General features: G+C 40.5%; 11 protein-coding genes and 1 pseudogene. 11 read left to right on the plus strand and 1 reads right to left on the minus strand.

Annotated features, from left to right (window positions below):
* Positions 1 to 72 precede the first annotated feature (72 nt).
* The 7 genes from lpdA (at position 73) to pgaD (ending at position 9,996) form a co-directional block, all read left to right on the plus strand.
* Positions 73 to 1,506, plus strand: coding sequence for a dihydrolipoyl dehydrogenase (gene lpdA, locus P253_RS01055; RefSeq protein WP_016659921.1), 1,434 nt, complete (start codon positions 73 to 75; stop codon positions 1,504 to 1,506).
* Between the two features lie 174 nt (positions 1,507 to 1,680).
* Entirely contained in the window at positions 1,681 to 2,847 is a 1,167-nt protein-coding gene (gene sucC, locus P253_RS01060) for an ADP-forming succinate--CoA ligase subunit beta (protein WP_016659922.1), read from the plus strand.
* Positions 2,848 to 2,858: 11 nt separating this feature from the next.
* Positions 2,859 to 3,749, plus strand: a complete 891-nt coding sequence (gene sucD / locus P253_RS01065) for a succinate--CoA ligase subunit alpha (protein ID WP_005176265.1) — start codon at positions 2,859 to 2,861, stop codon at positions 3,747 to 3,749.
* A 188-nt stretch (positions 3,750 to 3,937) separates the two neighbouring features.
* A complete protein-coding gene (pgaA, locus tag P253_RS01070; RefSeq protein ID WP_016659923.1) occupies positions 3,938 to 6,397 on the plus strand; it encodes a poly-beta-1,6 N-acetyl-D-glucosamine export porin PgaA in 2,460 nt (819 codons plus the stop codon).
* Positions 6,397 to 8,247: a poly-beta-1,6-N-acetyl-D-glucosamine N-deacetylase PgaB gene (pgaB, locus tag P253_RS01075; protein WP_016659924.1), complete on the plus strand. Its 1,851-nt coding sequence runs from the start codon at positions 6,397 to 6,399 to the stop codon at positions 8,245 to 8,247. The genes pgaA and pgaB overlap by 1 nt, the downstream gene beginning before the upstream one ends.
* On the plus strand, positions 8,247 to 9,515 hold the full coding sequence (gene pgaC, locus P253_RS01080) for a poly-beta-1,6-N-acetyl-D-glucosamine synthase (RefSeq protein ID WP_370670865.1): 1,269 nt from the start codon (positions 8,247 to 8,249) through the stop codon (positions 9,513 to 9,515). Before pgaB ends, pgaC begins: the two co-directional genes overlap by 1 nt.
* On the plus strand, positions 9,508 to 9,996 hold the full coding sequence (gene pgaD, locus P253_RS01085) for a poly-beta-1,6-N-acetyl-D-glucosamine biosynthesis protein PgaD (protein ID WP_016659926.1): 489 nt from the start codon (positions 9,508 to 9,510) through the stop codon (positions 9,994 to 9,996). The genes pgaC and pgaD overlap by 8 nt, the downstream gene beginning before the upstream one ends.
* Positions 9,997 to 10,056: 60 nt before the next feature.
* Here the strand turns inward: pgaD and P253_RS01090 are convergent.
* Positions 10,057 to 11,217, minus strand: a pseudogene (locus P253_RS01090) (flotillin domain-containing protein); the annotation flags it as partial.
* Between the two features lie 35 nt (positions 11,218 to 11,252).
* Here P253_RS01090 and P253_RS01095 point away from each other — a divergent pair.
* Genes P253_RS01095 through P253_RS01110 form a run of 4 tightly spaced genes read left to right on the plus strand, consistent with a single transcriptional unit; the run spans position 11,253 to position 17,026 of the window.
* Complete coding sequence (locus P253_RS01095; RefSeq protein ID WP_016659928.1) at positions 11,253 to 12,662, plus strand: site-specific integrase; 1,410 nt, start codon at positions 11,253 to 11,255, stop codon at positions 12,660 to 12,662.
* Positions 12,663 to 14,678, plus strand: a complete 2,016-nt coding sequence (locus P253_RS01100) for a site-specific integrase (RefSeq protein ID WP_016659929.1) — start codon at positions 12,663 to 12,665, stop codon at positions 14,676 to 14,678. It begins immediately after the preceding gene.
* Positions 14,671 to 16,623 carry a hypothetical protein gene (locus P253_RS01105; RefSeq protein ID WP_016659930.1) on the plus strand — a complete coding sequence of 651 codons (1,953 nt, stop codon included), beginning with the start codon at positions 14,671 to 14,673 and terminating at the stop codon, positions 16,621 to 16,623. Before P253_RS01100 ends, P253_RS01105 begins: the two co-directional genes overlap by 8 nt.
* A complete protein-coding gene (locus P253_RS01110; protein ID WP_016659931.1) occupies positions 16,616 to 17,026 on the plus strand; it encodes a hypothetical protein in 411 nt (136 codons plus the stop codon). Before P253_RS01105 ends, P253_RS01110 begins: the two co-directional genes overlap by 8 nt.
* Positions 17,027 to 17,072 lie beyond the last annotated feature (46 nt).

Raw genomic sequence — 17,072 nt, forward strand, 5'->3', positions numbered from 1 at the left:
CCTCTAAAAAAGAGGGGAAAGGTTCCCCCTTGAGCAAAAGGGGGGATTTAGAGAGATTGATTGGAGTTAAAAATGTCTCAACAATTTGATCTTGTTGTTATTGGCGGTGGCCCAGGTGGTTATGAAGCGGCAATTCGTGCGGCTCAACTTGGCTTTAAAGTTGCGTGTATCGAAAAACGTATTCACAAAGGTAAGCCATCTTTGGGTGGTACCTGTCTAAATGTGGGCTGTATCCCATCTAAAGCACTGCTTGACTCTTCCCAACGCTATGAAGCAACCGTTCACGAACTTGCTGAACATGGTATCACCACAGGTGAAGTTAAATTTGATCTAGACACTTTGTTGGCACATAAAGACAAAGTTGTAGATCAATTGACGGGTGGTGTTGCTCAATTACTGAAAGGCAATGGTATCGAATGGTTAAAAGGTACTGGTAAATTACTGGCGGGTAAGAAAGTTGAGTTTGTTCCTCACGAAGGTGAAACTCAGGTTCTAGAACCAAAATACGTAATTCTTGCGTCTGGTTCTGTACCAGTGAACATTCCGGTAGCTCCTGTTGATCAAGACATTATTGTTGACTCTACTGGCGCGCTTGAGTTCCCTGAAGTACCGAAGCGTTTAGGTGTGATTGGTGCCGGCGTGATCGGTCTGGAGCTTGGTTCAGTATGGCGTCGTCTAGGTGCTGAAGTTGTTGTATTTGAAGCAATGGATGCCTTCTTGCCAATGGCGGATAAAGCGCTGGCAAAAGACTACCAGAAACTGCTGACCAAACAGGGTCTGGATATCCGTGTAGGCGCGAAAGTGTCTGGCACTGAAGTCAACGGTCGTGAAGTAACTGTAAAATACACCCAAGGCGGCGAAGAGAAAGAACAGACTTTCGACAAGCTGATCGTGTGTGTGGGTCGTCGTGCTTATGCTGAAGGTTTATTGGCAGATGATTGCGGTATTAAACTGACTGAACGTGGCTTAGTTGAAGTAAACGATTGGTGTGCAACTTCTGTTGAAGGTGTTTATGCGATTGGTGACTTGGTACGCGGTCCAATGCTTGCACATAAGGCAATGGAAGAGGGTGTAATGGCAGTGGAGCGTATCCACGGTCATGCTGCTCAAGTGAACTATGACACCATCATCAGCATAATCTATACCCATCCAGAAGCAGCTTGGGTGGGCTTAACTGAAGAGCAAGCCAAAGAAAAAGGCCATGAAGTGAAAGCAGGCCAATTCCCGTTTGCGGTGAATGGTCGTGCATTGGCAGCTGGTGATACGGCTGGTTTTGTGAAATTCGTTGCTGATGCGAAAACAGACCGTCTTTTAGGTATGCACGTTGTGGGTCCTAATGCATCTGATATCGCACACCAAGGCATGATTGCGCTTGAGTTTGTTTCTTCTGTGGAAGACTTGCAATTGATGACTTTCGGTCATCCAACATTCTCTGAAGTGGTGCATGAAGCCGCTTTAGCTGTAGATGGGCGTGCGATTCACGCGATTCAGCGTAAACGTAAATAACACTAAAAAGAGCGGCTTAGGCCGCTCTTTTTACATTTAATGGTTGTATTTATGGGAATAATCATCTAAAAGTAAAGAGCATAGGAAAAACACCACACAAGGAAAGCAATATTAAAACTTCGGTTTGATATTGGTGGTGATAACTGAATAAAAGAAGTAGTTAAAGGTTAGTCAATGAATCTACATGAGTATCAAGCAAAAGCGCTATTAAAAAAATATGGTATGCCAGTGCAAGAAGGCATTTTGGCAACTACAGCTGTAGAAGCCGTGCAAGCTTTCGAGCAACTCGGCGGTAAATTTGCGGTGATGAAAGCTCAGGTGCATGCAGGTGGTCGCGGCAAAGCGGGTGGTGTGAAAGTGGTGAAATCGGCTGAAGAAGCGGCAGAGTATGCCAATCAGCTGATCGGTACTCGACTGGTCACTTATCAGACCGATGCCAATGGCCAGCCGGTGAACAGTATTTTGGTGGCCCAGGATGTCTATCCGGTAGAGCGTGAATTATATTTGGGTGCCGTGGTGGATCGTTCTAGCCGTCGCGTGACCTTTATGGCCTCAACCGAAGGTGGAGTCGAAATTGAAAAAGTCGCAGAAGAAACCCCAGAAAAAATTATTAAAGTTGAAGTTGATCCTCTAGTCGGTTTATTACCATTTCAGGCACGTGAAGTTGCGTTTGCCCTGAACTTAAAAGATGGACAAATCAACCAGTTTGTCAAAATCATGACTGCAGCCTATCAGGCTTTTATTGAAAATGATTTTGCCCTGTTTGAAATTAACCCGCTGTCTGTACGTGAAAACGGCGAAATTTTATGCGTCGATGCCAAAGTTGGTATTGATTCCAATGCGCTGTACCGTTTGCCGGAAGTGGCTGCGCTGCGTGACAAGAGTCAGGAAAATGAGCGCGAACTGAAAGCCTCTGAGTTCGATCTGAACTATGTAGCGCTAGAAGGCAATATTGGCTGTATGGTCAATGGTGCCGGTCTTGCCATGGCGACCATGGACATCATCAAACTGTATGGTGGTCAACCGGCCAACTTCCTTGATGTCGGTGGCGGCGCAACCAAAGAGCGCGTGATTGAAGCATTTAAAATTATTCTGGCTGACAATTCGGTTCAGGGAGTATTAATCAATATTTTTGGTGGGATTGTACGTTGTGACATGATTGCGGAGGCGATTATTGCAGCAGTTCAGGAAGTCAATGTCAGCGTGCCGGTGGTGGTACGTCTGGAAGGAAACAATGCTGAGCTGGGGGCCAAATTACTGGATGAATCTGGCCTGACCTTAATTTCTGCAAATGGCCTGGCCGATGCTGCAGAAAAAATTGTTGCTGCAGTAAAAGCTTAAGGAGATGCATCATGAGCGTATTAGTAAATAAAGACACAAAAGTATTGGTTCAGGGTTTCACTGGTAAAAACGGAACCTTCCATTCGGCCCAGGCACTGGATTATGGCACACGTGTCGTCGGCGGTGTAACTCCAGGTAAAGGTGGTCAAACCCATTTAGACCTGCCAGTATTTAACACCATGAAGCAGGCGGTCCGTGAAACTCAGGCTGATGCTTCGGTGATTTATGTACCCGCACCTTTTGTACTTGACTCGATTGTTGAAGCGGTCGATGCGGGTATTGAACTGATTGTGGTAATTACCGAAGGTGTGCCGACCCTAGATATGCTAAAAGCCAAACGCTATTTAGAAACCAATGGTAATGGTACACGCTTAATCGGCCCGAACTGTCCGGGTATTATCACCCCGGGCGAATGTAAAATTGGGATTATGCCAGGTCATATTCATCAGCCAGGGAAAATCGGGATTATCTCGCGTTCAGGAACGCTGACTTATGAAGCGGTTGCGCAAACTACCAAATTGGGTCTGGGCCAGTCAACCTGTATCGGCATCGGCGGTGATCCGATTCCGGGCATGAACCAGATTGACTGTCTGAAGCTGTTTCAGGACGATCCTCAAACTGAAGCCATTATCATGATTGGTGAGATTGGCGGCACAGCCGAAGAAGAAGCAGCCGAATACATTCAGGCGCATGTGACCAAGCCTGTGGTGGGCTATATTGCCGGTGTAACCGCACCAAAAGGCAAACGTATGGGCCATGCTGGTGCGATTATTTCTGGCGGTAAAGGAACCGCAGAGGAGAAATTTGCTGCCTTTGAACGTGCCGGAATGGCTTATACCCGTAGCCCGGCCGAGCTCGGTTCAACCATGCTGAAAGTATTGCAGGACAAAGGTTTGGTGTAAAACCTACCTGACTAAAAAACCCCAGTTCTTGGGGTTTTTTATGGCAAAGAACATAGATAATGATGACGCTTCTATTGAGGAAAAAGTTAAGCATACAAAACAAATAAAATGATTGTTTTGGTAATTGTGATTCGCATCACACTTTAATAGAATGTCGAATAATAATTATCAGAAACTTGAGAATTTATATGATCAAAATAACAACGATCATGCCGATTCAGTGTCTGTCGCTTTGCTCTTTTTTATTTTTTTCTTCTGCTCATGCCAATACGCTTGATCAGCAACGTGAGCACGCGGTGGAGATGGTGCGGTCCGGACAGGTGGTTTCTGGACTCAATCGCTTGCAGGCGTTATTAGCTCAATTTCCCACAGATCAAAAGTTAATTGCGGATTATCTGGTTTTGGCCTATGGTCAGCCTGCGGTACATCCACAGGATTTATACCGCCTAACGCAGCAGATTCAACCTAAAACCTTTCCTGCCTATGCCCAGGTCAGCGCCATCAAGGTGCTCCGTGATGCCAAGCAGTACGCTCAGGCCAAAGCGTATCTGGCTCGGTTTCAGCCTTTAAATGCCCAAGCCAGCGGCAAAGTCTGGCACGCGGTACTGGAAGCCGAGTCGGGTCAGGCAGCAGCTGCTAAAACATTGCTGAAAAACCTGCAATGGCAACAGCTTAGTGCCGATGACCTGAGTCTGTTGTCTTATACCTATCGTATCCTGAATATGCCGGTACAAGCCTTGCAGGCGGCCGAAGCCGGATTAAAAAAGCAAAGCAGCATTGCAGGCCATGAACAATATGTGCTGGCGCTGATGCTTAATGGCAAGCATCAGGCAGCAGAGCACTATCTGCTGCAACAACAGTTAGCACAGAGCCATCCTCGTTTATTATTGCAAGTCAAACAGCACCAGTTTTCTACCCGGATTCAGAATGCAGTACAGGCCTATAAAACGGCACAACTGCGCAGTGAATATGCAACAGCCTATACCGAGCTGGATGCGGTACTGGTCGATATGGCTGCACATGAATCACAGGTGGCAGCTGACGCCGAACTGCAGCGCGCATTCTATGCCGATTATCTGTATGCCTTGGGACAGCCTAAGCGTCATCAGCAGGTCTTGAAAATTGTGCAACAGCAGCATCAGCCAATTGCAAACTGGCCGGCTTATGTACGCCATGCCATTGCCGATGCCTATCTGGCCACCCGACAACCGGAACTGGCTGAACCGGTGTATTTAAGCCTGTTTCAGGAAAAGAACTATGCAGACTATACGGTGTATGCCGGTTTGTATTATGCCTATATCGAACAGGAAAAATTCAAGCAGGCCGATCAGCTGATTCAGGACATGGACCGTCAGTTACCGCGTTATCGTTATAGCGAGGCCAAAGGCGTGGACCGCAATACTCATGAAGACCGGGAGCAGTATCTGGCTTTAAAAGGGCTGAACTATGCTTACCGCAATGAACATGCCAAAGCCGAGCAGTATTTTGAAACCCTGGTTTCAATTGCACCGAATAATCTGGCCTATCAGAACAATCTGGCACAAATTCAGCGCTGGCGTGAAAAACCACTGACTTCCCAACAAACGCTGGAGCAGTGGAATGGCCTGGATCAGGTCAGTCAAATCACCCAGATTAACCAGATGCAAAATGCCCAAGCCCTGAATGATATTAGGGGCTGGCGTCAGCTGAATCAGGCCTTGTTACAGACGGCTGCAGATGATACCGGTGTGCAATTAAGCCGCAAAGAATTAAAGGATCGCGATCATTTCAGCATTCAGCATGAAAGTTATTTTTCTGAAAGTCGTTCCGATCAGGAACAGTTACTGAACCGTTTAAAAGGTTCAGAAGAGCGTACCCATTGGACCCGTCTTAACAGTCCATGGATGAATGAACATTATCAGGTTTTTATTGACCATCAGCATCGGCAGGGGCGTTATGAAGATGGCACCCTGGATGATCCGCGTTTAGGTCTGGGTGTGGCCTGGTCCAAAGATCGCAAGTATGCCAGCCTGTTGCTGTCTCAATCTTTAGATGAAGACCGTGTGGGCGCTGCACTGGACTGGTCACACTGGTTAAATGATCATTGGCAATATCATCTGGCGGTGAATACCCAGGCCGATATTCCGTTGCAGGCAGTGGCCAAAGCACATGAAGGACAGTCGTATCGGGCTGGCCTCAACTGGCAGGCCAACGAGTCGCGTAAAGCCGGTGCACAATTTCAATTGACCGATATTGATGATGGCAACACCCGTCAGGAATATCAGGCCTATTTTAGCCAGCAGTTTTATCAGGCCCCGCATCATCTGAGTCGTGCCACGCTCAGCGGCTATTATGGAAAAAATAAGCCCGTCGCCGTGGATTATTTTAATCCTGAATCCAGCCATAGTTTAGAGCTGAAACTGGAACATGACTGGATGACCTGGCGTCGTTATGAGCAACATTTTAATCAGCATTTTGAACTGACGCTGGGCACATTTGGACAGAAAGATTATTCCAATGAGCCGATATATAACCTGTTTTATCGCCATGACTGGCGTGTGTCACGAACCTGGAAACTGCACTATGGCATTGGTTGGGGCAGCCATCCGTACGATGGCAAAACAGAAGAAAAAACCTATGCAGTATTCGGCTTTGAAGGACGATTCTAATGCAAATGAAACCCGCTTTACTCCTGAGTGCCTGTATCGCTGCATGTGTTTATTCTCCTTTGACCGTGCAGGCCGAGACCAGCACAGCGCCAGCAGCAACTACAGCGCCGCTTGATGCGCAGGCCTATGAATTTGTTACCTTAACTTTTCATGATGTGCGTGATGACGTTGCCAAACAGGGTGACCGTGATCTATACGCCATCAGCACCCATAACTTTGCCCAGTTCCTGCAATGGATCAGGGAACATGGCTGGCAGCCTATTCGGTTAGAAGATGTCTGGCAGGCCCGTCAGCATAAGACAGCCTTACCGGAAAAAGCAGTATTAATAACTATTGATGATGGCGCGCTCAGCAGCTATAGCCATATTTTCCCCTTATTAAAACTGCATCAGGTTCCGGCTGTTTTTGCTATTCCGACCAGCTGGATTAATGGCAATACCAAAGATGCCTATGAAGCCTATGGAGAGGGCAACCTGATGAACTGGCCGCAGATGCGTGAAATGCAGCAATCCGGTCTGGTCGAGTTTGCCTCACACAGTGATGACTTGCATCACGGGATTATTGCCAATCCGCAGCTAAACCAGCAGCCAGCCGCGATTACCCGTGAATATTTCCCGGCCCAGCAGCGTTATGAATCTGATCGCGCCTATGCGAAGCGAGTGGTAAAAGACTTGCGTCAATCAAAGCAGATTCTGGATCGTGAGTTGGGAATCAATACCCGTGCCATTTTCTGGCCGTATGGTGCGGTGACCAAGGAAACTGAAGCGCTGGCCCGTGAAGCCGGTCTACCAATGTCGTTTAGTCTGGGCAGCGTACTGACATTGGCCGATGCCGATACCACCTATCAGCGTGCCCTGATTACGGAAAACCCATCACCTGAAGAAGTGTTTGGTGAAATCAAAGACTTCTTAATGAATAGCCGGGCGCCGCATAAGCAGCGCAAAAGTTTATTACGCATTAACCTGGCAGATCTGGCGGGGAGCAATATCACCGCATCAGAAGCACATCTGAGTCAGCTGCTTAATCAGGTTAATGCCTTTCAATCCAATACACTGGTTTTGAATGCGGTGGCCGATCAGAATGCCGATGGTAAAATTGATGTGGCTTATTTTCCGAATCGAAGCTTGCCGGTGGCTCAGGATTTGCTGAACCGGGTGGTATGGCAGGCCCGGACCCGGATTGCTAATCGGGTATATGCGGAAATGCCGCTGAGTCTGGAAACCCGGCAAGGTTATGATCTGGCAGAATTGACCGCAGATCTGGTGAAAAACAACAGCTCGATTGAAGGGCTGATGATTGAAACCGGCGATGCGCTACATTGCGCCGTATTTCAGGTCGAATGGAATGCAAGCTGTCAGGCACAGCTGCAACAGGTGTTGAGCATCAAGAACCGGACCAAAAGCCAGGGTAAATACTATGCCAATATCAGTAATAACTATCAGACTGCATTAAAGCTGGAGATTCAGAATCAGCCACTTGACGGACTGAAAAAACTGCTGCAGCAACTGCCGGATCATGCCGATTTCCTGTATCTGGCTGTCGATCCGTTGGCATCCCCCCAAGCCATCAAACATCTGCATCAGGCTTTAAACCAGTTAAATGAGCGTGAAAAGCAGCATTTGATGATTAACTTGCAGATCAATCCGGACAGCACTGCAGCAGAGTGGCGACATTATCAGCAGATGTATCAGCAGCTGAGACGTCAGGGCATTCAAAAAATTGGTATTGATAATTATCAGCCGACCCATGGGCAGGCCGTGCATCAGCACCTGTACCGGGCGTTGAGCCTGAATGCAAGTCCGCTGAGTTATCGTGATCCCTATGTCCTGGAACAGGGAGAGCCGCAATGATGGAAATGTTCTCGAAATTGAGTTTTAACGATTTTTATTTTGGTTTTGCATTTTTATATCCTCTGCTGATGGCATGGCTGTGGATTGCAGGCGGGATCTGGTTTTATTTTAAACGGGAATACCGTCAGGATCATTTCCCTGAACCGAGCGATGAAGGCTGCAGTATTATCATTCCTTGCTTCAATGAAGAAGAGCAGGTCAGACGTACCATCAAGTTTGCCATGCAAAGCCAGTATCCGGAATTTGAAGTAATTGCAGTCAATGATGGCAGTCAGGACCGGACTGCAGCAATTCTGGATGAGCTGGCCACGCAATATCCGAAGCTACGGGTGGTCCATCTGGCAGAAAACCAGGGCAAAGCCTATGCCTTAAGAGCCGGGGCAATGGTTAGTCGCTATGAATTTCTGGTCTGTATTGATGGTGATGCGCTGCTGCATCCACACGCGGTATTCTGGATGATGCATCAGCTGACCAGCTTTCCGCGTGTCGGGGCGGTTACCGGTAATCCACGGATTATTAACCGTTCCAGTGTGCTCGGTAAAATTCAGGTTGGTGAGTTTTCCTCGATTATTGGATTGATTAAACGCGCGCAGCGCACCTATGGCCGGATTTTTACCGTATCAGGTGCGATTGCCGGTTTTCGTAAAACCGCGCTGGACCGGATTGGCTACTGGCGTGATGACATGATTACGGAAGATATTGATGTTTCGTGGCGTTTGCAGTTTGACCACTGGGATTTGCAGTATGTCCCCAAAGCCCTGTGTTATATCTATATGCCGGAAACCTTCAAAGGGTTATGGAAACAGCGCTTACGTTGGGCACAAGGCGGGATTGAAGTGCTAATTGCCTATGTGCCAAAACTGTTTAAATGGCGCCTTAGGCGGATGTGGCCAATTGTGATTGAATCGATCATCAGCGTGCTATGGGCCTATGTGATTATGGGCATCTTTGTGCTGTATTTTTATGGGCTGTTTTTCCCCTTGCCGGGCGAGTGGGCAATTCAATCGATTCTGCCGCAGTGGTACGGGGTGATTTTGGGCCTGACCTGTTTGCTGCAGTTTCTGGTCAGCTTAATGATCGATCATCAATATGATAAAAACCGTACCTTGAGAACCTATTTCTGGGTGATCTGGTATCCGCTTTTTTTCTGGCTAATTACTGCGCTGACCACGGTGGTGTCTGTGCCAAAAACTTTGCTGAAAAAGCAGAAACGTGCACGCTGGGTCAGCCCGGACCGTGGTTTTACCAAGGAGCACGAGCATGGCTAAATTTAAAATGATTGAGGATGAAGCTCAGCTGGAGCTACCAGAATATATTGATGAGCCGCGCTATGTACGTAACAAGGCCGCAGGCTATGGACTATTCTTTCTGGGCTGGCTGGCCTGGATCTGGTTATTCCTGCCTCTGATCACTATGTTGCTGTGGCTGTTTCAGGGCTATACCGTATATGAGCAGCTGTTTGTGATGTCGGCGCCGCAAAGCTCGTTCAGCCTGTTTTATCTGGGGCTGGCGATTATGGTGTTTATTCTGATTCTGCTGATCTGGGCTGTGTATAACTGGCTGCGTTTTCGTGATAATGAGCGCCGGGCTTTTCCGGAGCATATTCAGACTGAGCAGCTGGCGGAAAGTTTTCAGGTCGACACAACTGAAATGGCGTATTTGCAGCAGGCCAAAAATCTGACCTTACATTATGATCAAGATGGACAGCTGGAAAAATTTGAAGTTCATCAGTCACTGTCTTCATCATAGAACATTGAAAAACAGCCATAAAAAAACGCAGCTTTAGCTGCGTTTTTTTATTCACCTCATTTAAGTTGATGAAGTTTCCTGATTGATTTTCGGCTGAGATTTCAGGCTTTGGGTCAGACCGTTAATATCACCGCCATGAATACCCAGTTCACTCATCAGGCTGTCAATTAACGGCGCTTGCGAACGATAGCGCAGGGCACTGTTCACCACCTGATCAGACAGGGCCACTTGACCATGACCGTGTTCGCTGCCATCGACATGTGCGCTGCCCATCCCATTTAAACCATTGACGTGCAGAATCTTGATGTCATCAATATTTTCCATTGGCTTGACGCTTTCACGGATAATTTCTGGCAGGTATTTCAGCATGGCCAGACGTACCTGCATTTCGACCTGTTCCGTCGACAGGATGTTATTGGCTTCGTTGACTGCACGGGTACCTTCAGCATCAACCTGATACTGTTTTTCCATCGCTTGTGCCAGCAGGACTTTGGCATCGGCTTCACCACGCGCTTTTAAACGCAGCTGTTCTGCATTGGCTTCTGCGGTAATCCGCACCGCTTCCGCTTCATCGACCGCCGCCTGTTTGCCCGCTTCAGCAGCAACAGTAATGGCAATCGCATCTTTTTCAGCGGCCTGCTTGGCAGCCACCAGCTCGACTGCCTTGGCACGTTCTGCGCGCTGGGTTTCACGTACGGTAATCACTTCTTCTTCTGCTTTTACCGCTTGAGCACGGGCTAAATCGGCCTGCGCTTTGGCTTCAGATTCGGCACGGGATTTTTCCGCAATGGCAATGGCGCGGTCCTGTTCGGCCAGCTCAATGGTTTTCTTCTGTTCCACTTGGGCTTTTTGGACTAGCTGTTCTTTTAAAATATTTTCATTGGCGACATCACGTGCTGAGCCAATCCGTTTCAGTTCAATTTCACGTTCAGCAGCAATGCGGGCTTCTTCCGCTTCACGTTTTTTGGCTGCTTCCTGGGCTGCAATTTCCGCCAGCTGTTCAGCACGGCGTACCGAAATTTCACGTTCTTGCTGTAACTTGGCATATTCTTCTTCACGAAGAATCTGCAGGCGCGCCTGTTCGGCTTCCAGGTTTTTGGCTTTAATGGCTAAGTCGGCATCCTGTTCAATGTCGTTACGTTTACGACGACGGTCTTCAATGGTTTCGGTTAATTTGGTCAGACCTTCGGCATCGAAAGCATTTTGCGGCAAGGTATACTTGAGTATATGGAACTACAAGGTATACTAAACTAAATATGGAATTATGGGATTGTGAATTGAAAGCTTCAAATAATGAATATGATGAAAAAGGAAGCATAGCAACTCAGAATATAATTCATGAGTATAGACTCCATACATATGATTGCGATAAAGAAATATTTATTGAGCTAAAGGACAGCTATGCACCAAGTTTCCCTGTAATTATTAAAAGTGATGGAACTATTTGGGATAAAGCTGTTTTATATCTAAATCACTTGCTTAGCATGGATAAAAGTACAAAACTAATAAAAACTGCTGCAGGTGATTTATTAGATTTTCTTCGATTTATAGAAGCTCATGAAATTGATATGTTGCATGTACCAAGTGAGAAGGAACTCAGAGTTACGTATCGTTATAGACAATACTTAATTAATAAAGATGATCTAACTTCAACAACTAAAAGTCAGAGAATAAATAGAATTATTGCTTTTTATAAATTTTGCTTTGCAAATAAATTATTTACAAAGGAAGAAATAAATAATCGACTTTACAAAGTATTAAAGGAAAGACTTTTTAAAACATTTAACTTAAGAATTTGGTATACATCAAATGAAGGCTTTATAAGAGAAACAGAAAAAGAATCAACAGATCTTAGAATCAAAAGAAACCCTAGCAGTGAACAATCATCTGATGGAATAAAAGATGGTAGACAATTGCATCCTTTAAGCCCAGAAGAACAAGAAATATTTGGAAGGTATCTAAAAAAATATGGAAGCAGGGTATTTCAATTAATATGTATTATTGCGATAAATACTGGTGCACGATTACAAACTATTTGTACATTGAGAACTAATGATATTCAGGAATTAAAAAAAGGAAAAGTTGTTAAAAATAAATATAAAGGAATAATTGTGGGCAAAGGAACCACAATAGATAATAAGCAAGATAAACAATATAAAATCTTATTCCCAATTTGGATAATTGAACAATTAGAAAATTATATAAACTCAGTTGAATGGGAAGAAAGAGCATCAAAAAGTTATTATAAAAAAGACAATAACTATATTTTTTTAAGCAAATTTGGAAATTCTTTTTATACAAGTAAAAAAGAAATCCAAGATAGAAAATTAAGGAAATATCCAACAAATGGTATGTTTGTAGAAAGGAAAGGAGAATCTATAAGGAAAAATTTAGATGATATATGGCAGTTAATGGAAAAAAATAGAGAGGAAATCGGTAAATTTAGTATTCATGATTTAAGAGCAACATTTGGTCTGAACTTATTACATCAATTAGAAAGATTTAATAAGTTGGATCAAAGTAGTATATTGAATGAAATTAGAGAGCGAATGGGACATTCAAGTAGGTTAATAACAGAAAATTATCTTAATTACTATGCGCTTAATCAAGCGTATGCAAATGTAAGTGAAAAATATACTGAAGATACTTATAGGTTCGATTATTAAATGGATATTAAAAACCAAATTAAATTTGAAGAAAGAAATGTAGTATTTATTAAAATAGAGAATTTTAGTGAATACACTTTTAAAGATGGATCTATAGAGAATTTAGTATTAATTAGTAAAATGGGAAATGAGGATGCATATTTTGATGTAGGGGCATTGTGTTATAAAAGACGTACTAGGATTAATAGAGTTAAACATTATTCATATGTAGATAAGTCTACTTTTAATAAACATATAGCAAAAGCTTTAAAAAACTATTTAAGTGAAAATTATTTAAGTCTTACGATTAATAGTACTTATACAATATTAAGTAGATTAAAATTAACAATTGATGATCTTTATAATTTGAGTGAAGAGAAAAGCATTGAATTAAAATTTAACGATCTTGATCATTGTCATATTATTTATGAAAATTATACTGCAAAGTTAGTAGATAAAGTTAGATCTGGATTAAGTAGACCAAGCTTTACTTCATCGTATACATATGCAAAAAAGCAAAAAATTTGCTTTGATTTAATAGCTGCGAATTGTGATTTAGATGGTAAAGCTTTTAAAGAAAGATATACGGAAATAAAAGGTTTTAGTGCAGCAAATATAGAACCCAAAGTATACAATGATTTAGACTATAGTATATTTCTGAGTCATTGCAAAAAGATATTCTACATTTTCTCAGATTTTATTATTAATAATGGTTTATTTCCTATCAGATTAAATATAAAAGATGATAAATATGATATTAATCAATATGAATATATGATTAAAAATCCAAAAGGTAGATACGCTAATTATTTTCTTGATAATAAAACTAGAAGATTCCTTACCAGACGTGAAACAGTTATAAATGCTAAGCGAATAGAAAATGTTGAACAATTACCTATTCGTTTTAAAAAAAGTGAAGATGATTTACCTTATTATCTATTAATGAGCTACAACAATTATGAAAATTCAATTTTAAAAGCTAATGAATCTAATAGCAAAGAAAGATTAAAAGTCATTAATTTGGCTATAGCAAGCTTTGCTATGTGGTTAATACTAGATTCGGGTTGTAACAGATCTACGATATTCCAAATGAAGGTAAAAGACCTGAAATCATTAAAAAATGACACTACACACCATAAACTAATGACTATAAAAGGTCGTGCAGGATATAAAAAGATTAAAATTCCTCTAACTAAAAAAATGGTTAAAGGTTTGCAGGATTATGTAAAGTTTAGAGAATTCGTTATAAATCAATTCGTGCAAGAAGAGCAAGAATTCATAAAAGATGACCTTTTTTTTGGATTCACATTAAATACTAAAGTTACATTAAAAGGAACAGTAAGCCCATTTAGCATTAAAGATATAGAGTTATTTAGGAGTTGGTATAGTTCTTTTTTTGATGAAGAATCATGGATAAACCCTAGAGATATAAGACGTAGTAATTCCAATATTATTAAAAATTTAAATGAGGGGATTCAAGTTGCAGCAGAACGTATGGGGCATAGTAATGCAGTGAGTATTAAACACTACTCAGAAGCGACTAAAGAGCAAACTTATACACAATTATCTGAATTCTTTGATGAGGTTTATGGTCAAATAATCTTTAAAAACCGTAATACAGAAAAAGTTATTCCTATTGTAACTAATGTGGAATGTAGCAATACATTAGCAGGTCATTGCAGGACTAATGAACCTACAAGAGCTATTGGATTCAATGATAGCATAGAATTACCAAATTGCTCTAATCCTGCATCATGCCTATTTTGTGAACATTATGTTTTACATACAGATGAAATAGATATAAGAAAATTAATTTCATTAAGAAAAATTATTGATTTACATCCAGATAAAAATGATGAAATGCAGATAGTAAAATATCGTGTAGACGAAATACTAAAATATATAATAGATCAAAATAAAGATTTAATTCCTCTTATTTCTATGGTTAAGGAAGAAGTAGACGAAGGCTATCTAGATGAGCATTGGGAAAACTTAATGAATTTATTTATAGATTTGGGGGTTGATTTTTATGCATAAAAATAATTTCATGAATTTAAATACAGTTAAATTCGAGTCAAAATTACCTGACGATTCTATTATTGTTACATATACAGAAGATAATATACCATTAAGTTATTTTACTGATGATATATGGGATTTTAGAAATTATATTTCTTCCTATACACAAACAACAGTTATAGATTTCAATTTTGATAAATCACTAAGTAAAAATTCAATATATTATTTAAAATTGTGTTTGTATTATTATATTAATATTGGTGCTAAAAATACTGCTTCTTTGTCTTTTAAAACTATACTTATTAAATATAGATTGTTAAAAAAGATAGTTAAAATATGTGAAAAATTTAATGCAGACTTCAGTAATATTGAAAAAAATAAGTTTTGTCTTAATGCAATAATAGATTCATTAAGTTTTGACAGTAAAATGAATGTAGGAAAATATCTAAATATATTTGAATTAATTACATTAACGGGAAGTTTTTATGAATTAGATGATTTTGGATTTTCAAATGAGAGTCTGAATAGAGTGAGGCTATTAGAGAAAAAGTCATCAAAATTACCAAAACAAACTATTCTAATACCCTCAAACATACTTTCTGATTTTATAAGAAAATCTTCAGAATTTTTTGATAATTTTAATAAAATTAAGGATGAGCTTATAGATTTTGTTAGTAACGAAAGATTTTATAGAAGAGCACCAAATGGAGGGGTAAGTGTTCCATATAGTAGTCTCAAAATGTCGACTAAACTTAGTGATTACTTATCAAAGTATTCTATTAAAATTAGACCAAATATTATAAGTCATTTTTTATATATTCAATCGCTAGGCAGTGCTTTTATATCTTGTTTTAGTGGGATGCGTAAAGGGGAACTATCAAATTTACCATATAATTGTCTAGAGATTATAGAAAATAGTATTGATGGTAAAGAAGTTTATATATTAAATGGGTATACTAATAAACTCACAAGAGTTGGATTAGTCGCTTGCAGTTGGGTTACTTCTAAGCAAATTATACCTATAATAGATGCACTTAAAGCTATTGTTCAAATTCATAAAATATTAATAGATGTCGGTTATATTGAGGAAAATAATAAAAATATTCCTCTTAAGGAATATCCTTTATTTCCTATTTTTAATCAACAAAAACATCCAGTAGGTAAGCATCCACTTTATTCATTTCCAACTTTAGCAACAGCTACACTCTCTAAAAATATTTATCAACTGATTCAGCCTATTGTTTTTGAAGAAAATGATTTAGAAGAGCTGAATAATTTTAATTTATTAATAGATTGGCAAGATGAATATGAGCTTAATGTTGGTCAAGATTGGAACTTTAAATATCATCAATTCAGAAGAAGTTTAGCTGTATATTGTAGTAGGAGTAGTATTGTAAAACTACCAGCATTAAAAAAACAGTTAAAACATATTAGTTTTGATATGACATTATATTATAGTAATAATTATCATAATGCTAAAAATATTAATTTTGATTCAGAATTTATTAACTCATATCAAAATGAATTAGAAATTTTAAAATTCAACTCCTTTTGTGAAAATGTAATTGACAATAAATCAATACTATTCGGAGCAAAAGGTACGAGTCATGAAATATTAAGAAGCTCTGATGACATTCCTATCTTTTATACTGATCGAAAAATAACCCAAAAATATATAAAAGATGGGCGCATTTCTTATAAAAAGACTCATTTAGGTGGATGTGCAAAAACAGATAAATGCAATAAATTATCTTTTGCTTACGCAACAGCTTGTGTAACTTGTAGCGAGGCTATTTTTGATGACAATTCAGTAATAGCTTTAGAGAAAGCAAAAGCAAATTATGAGAAACAACTTTCAAAATTTGATAAGGATTCGATTCCTTACAAACAATTTTTAATAGAAATTGAAGCAATTGATAATGTTTTAACTAAAAGATCAAATTTGGAGAAAAGTAATGTCTAAAATGCTTGAAAATTATGAGGCTGCATTACAAAGATTGATTCATAATAAACCTACAAATCCCAAGTTGCAGAATACTAAATATAAAATTAATAAGGCAACTGTTTCTATAGAAGCTGGTAGAGATCCTAGTTCAATTAGAAATGATAATCTAGAGCTAAATGAGTTAAGGTCTAAAATCAAACAGGCTGAAATTGAAAGAAAAGGTTTGGGAAATACACCTTCTAGCCTTCCTAAAAAAGAATTAAAAGAGAAATTGAATGAAACTAAAGATGAGTATACTGATTTACAAAAACGTTATAACATATTGTTAGTACAAGTAAATTCTCTAATAGTAGAAAATAAAAAACTGAAGGATGAGTTAAAAAATTATATAAAAAAAGAAAACCTATTACCTTTCAAGTAATAGGTTTTATTAAATAATTGATTTTTAATATTTTTTTAATTTAATA

Origin of the sequence: Acinetobacter indicus CIP 110367 (assembly GCF_000488255.1) — a bacterium.
Taxonomy (GTDB): Bacteria; Pseudomonadota; Gammaproteobacteria; order Pseudomonadales; family Moraxellaceae; genus Acinetobacter; species Acinetobacter indicus.

What these genes read in the sequence shown, in the direction of transcription:
- lpdA (WP_016659921.1), top strand. Translation starts at nt 73, where the DNA reads ATGTCTCAACAATTTGATCTTGTTGTTATTGGCGGTGGCCCAGGTGGT.
- sucC (WP_016659922.1), top strand. Translation starts at nt 1,681, where the DNA reads ATGAATCTACATGAGTATCAAGCAAAAGCGCTATTAAAAAAATATGGT.
- sucD (WP_005176265.1), top strand. Translation starts at nt 2,859, where the DNA reads ATGAGCGTATTAGTAAATAAAGACACAAAAGTATTGGTTCAGGGTTTC.
- pgaA (WP_016659923.1), top strand. Translation starts at nt 3,938, where the DNA reads ATGATCAAAATAACAACGATCATGCCGATTCAGTGTCTGTCGCTTTGC.
- pgaB (WP_016659924.1), top strand. Translation starts at nt 6,397, where the DNA reads ATGCAAATGAAACCCGCTTTACTCCTGAGTGCCTGTATCGCTGCATGT.
- pgaC (WP_370670865.1), top strand. Translation starts at nt 8,247, where the DNA reads ATGGAAATGTTCTCGAAATTGAGTTTTAACGATTTTTATTTTGGTTTT.
- pgaD (WP_016659926.1), top strand. Translation starts at nt 9,508, where the DNA reads ATGGCTAAATTTAAAATGATTGAGGATGAAGCTCAGCTGGAGCTACCA.
- P253_RS01095 (WP_016659928.1), top strand. Translation starts at nt 11,253, where the DNA reads ATGGAATTATGGGATTGTGAATTGAAAGCTTCAAATAATGAATATGAT.
- P253_RS01100 (WP_016659929.1), top strand. Translation starts at nt 12,663, where the DNA reads ATGGATATTAAAAACCAAATTAAATTTGAAGAAAGAAATGTAGTATTT.
- P253_RS01105 (WP_016659930.1), top strand. Translation starts at nt 14,671, where the DNA reads ATGCATAAAAATAATTTCATGAATTTAAATACAGTTAAATTCGAGTCA.
- P253_RS01110 (WP_016659931.1), top strand. Translation starts at nt 16,616, where the DNA reads ATGTCTAAAATGCTTGAAAATTATGAGGCTGCATTACAAAGATTGATT.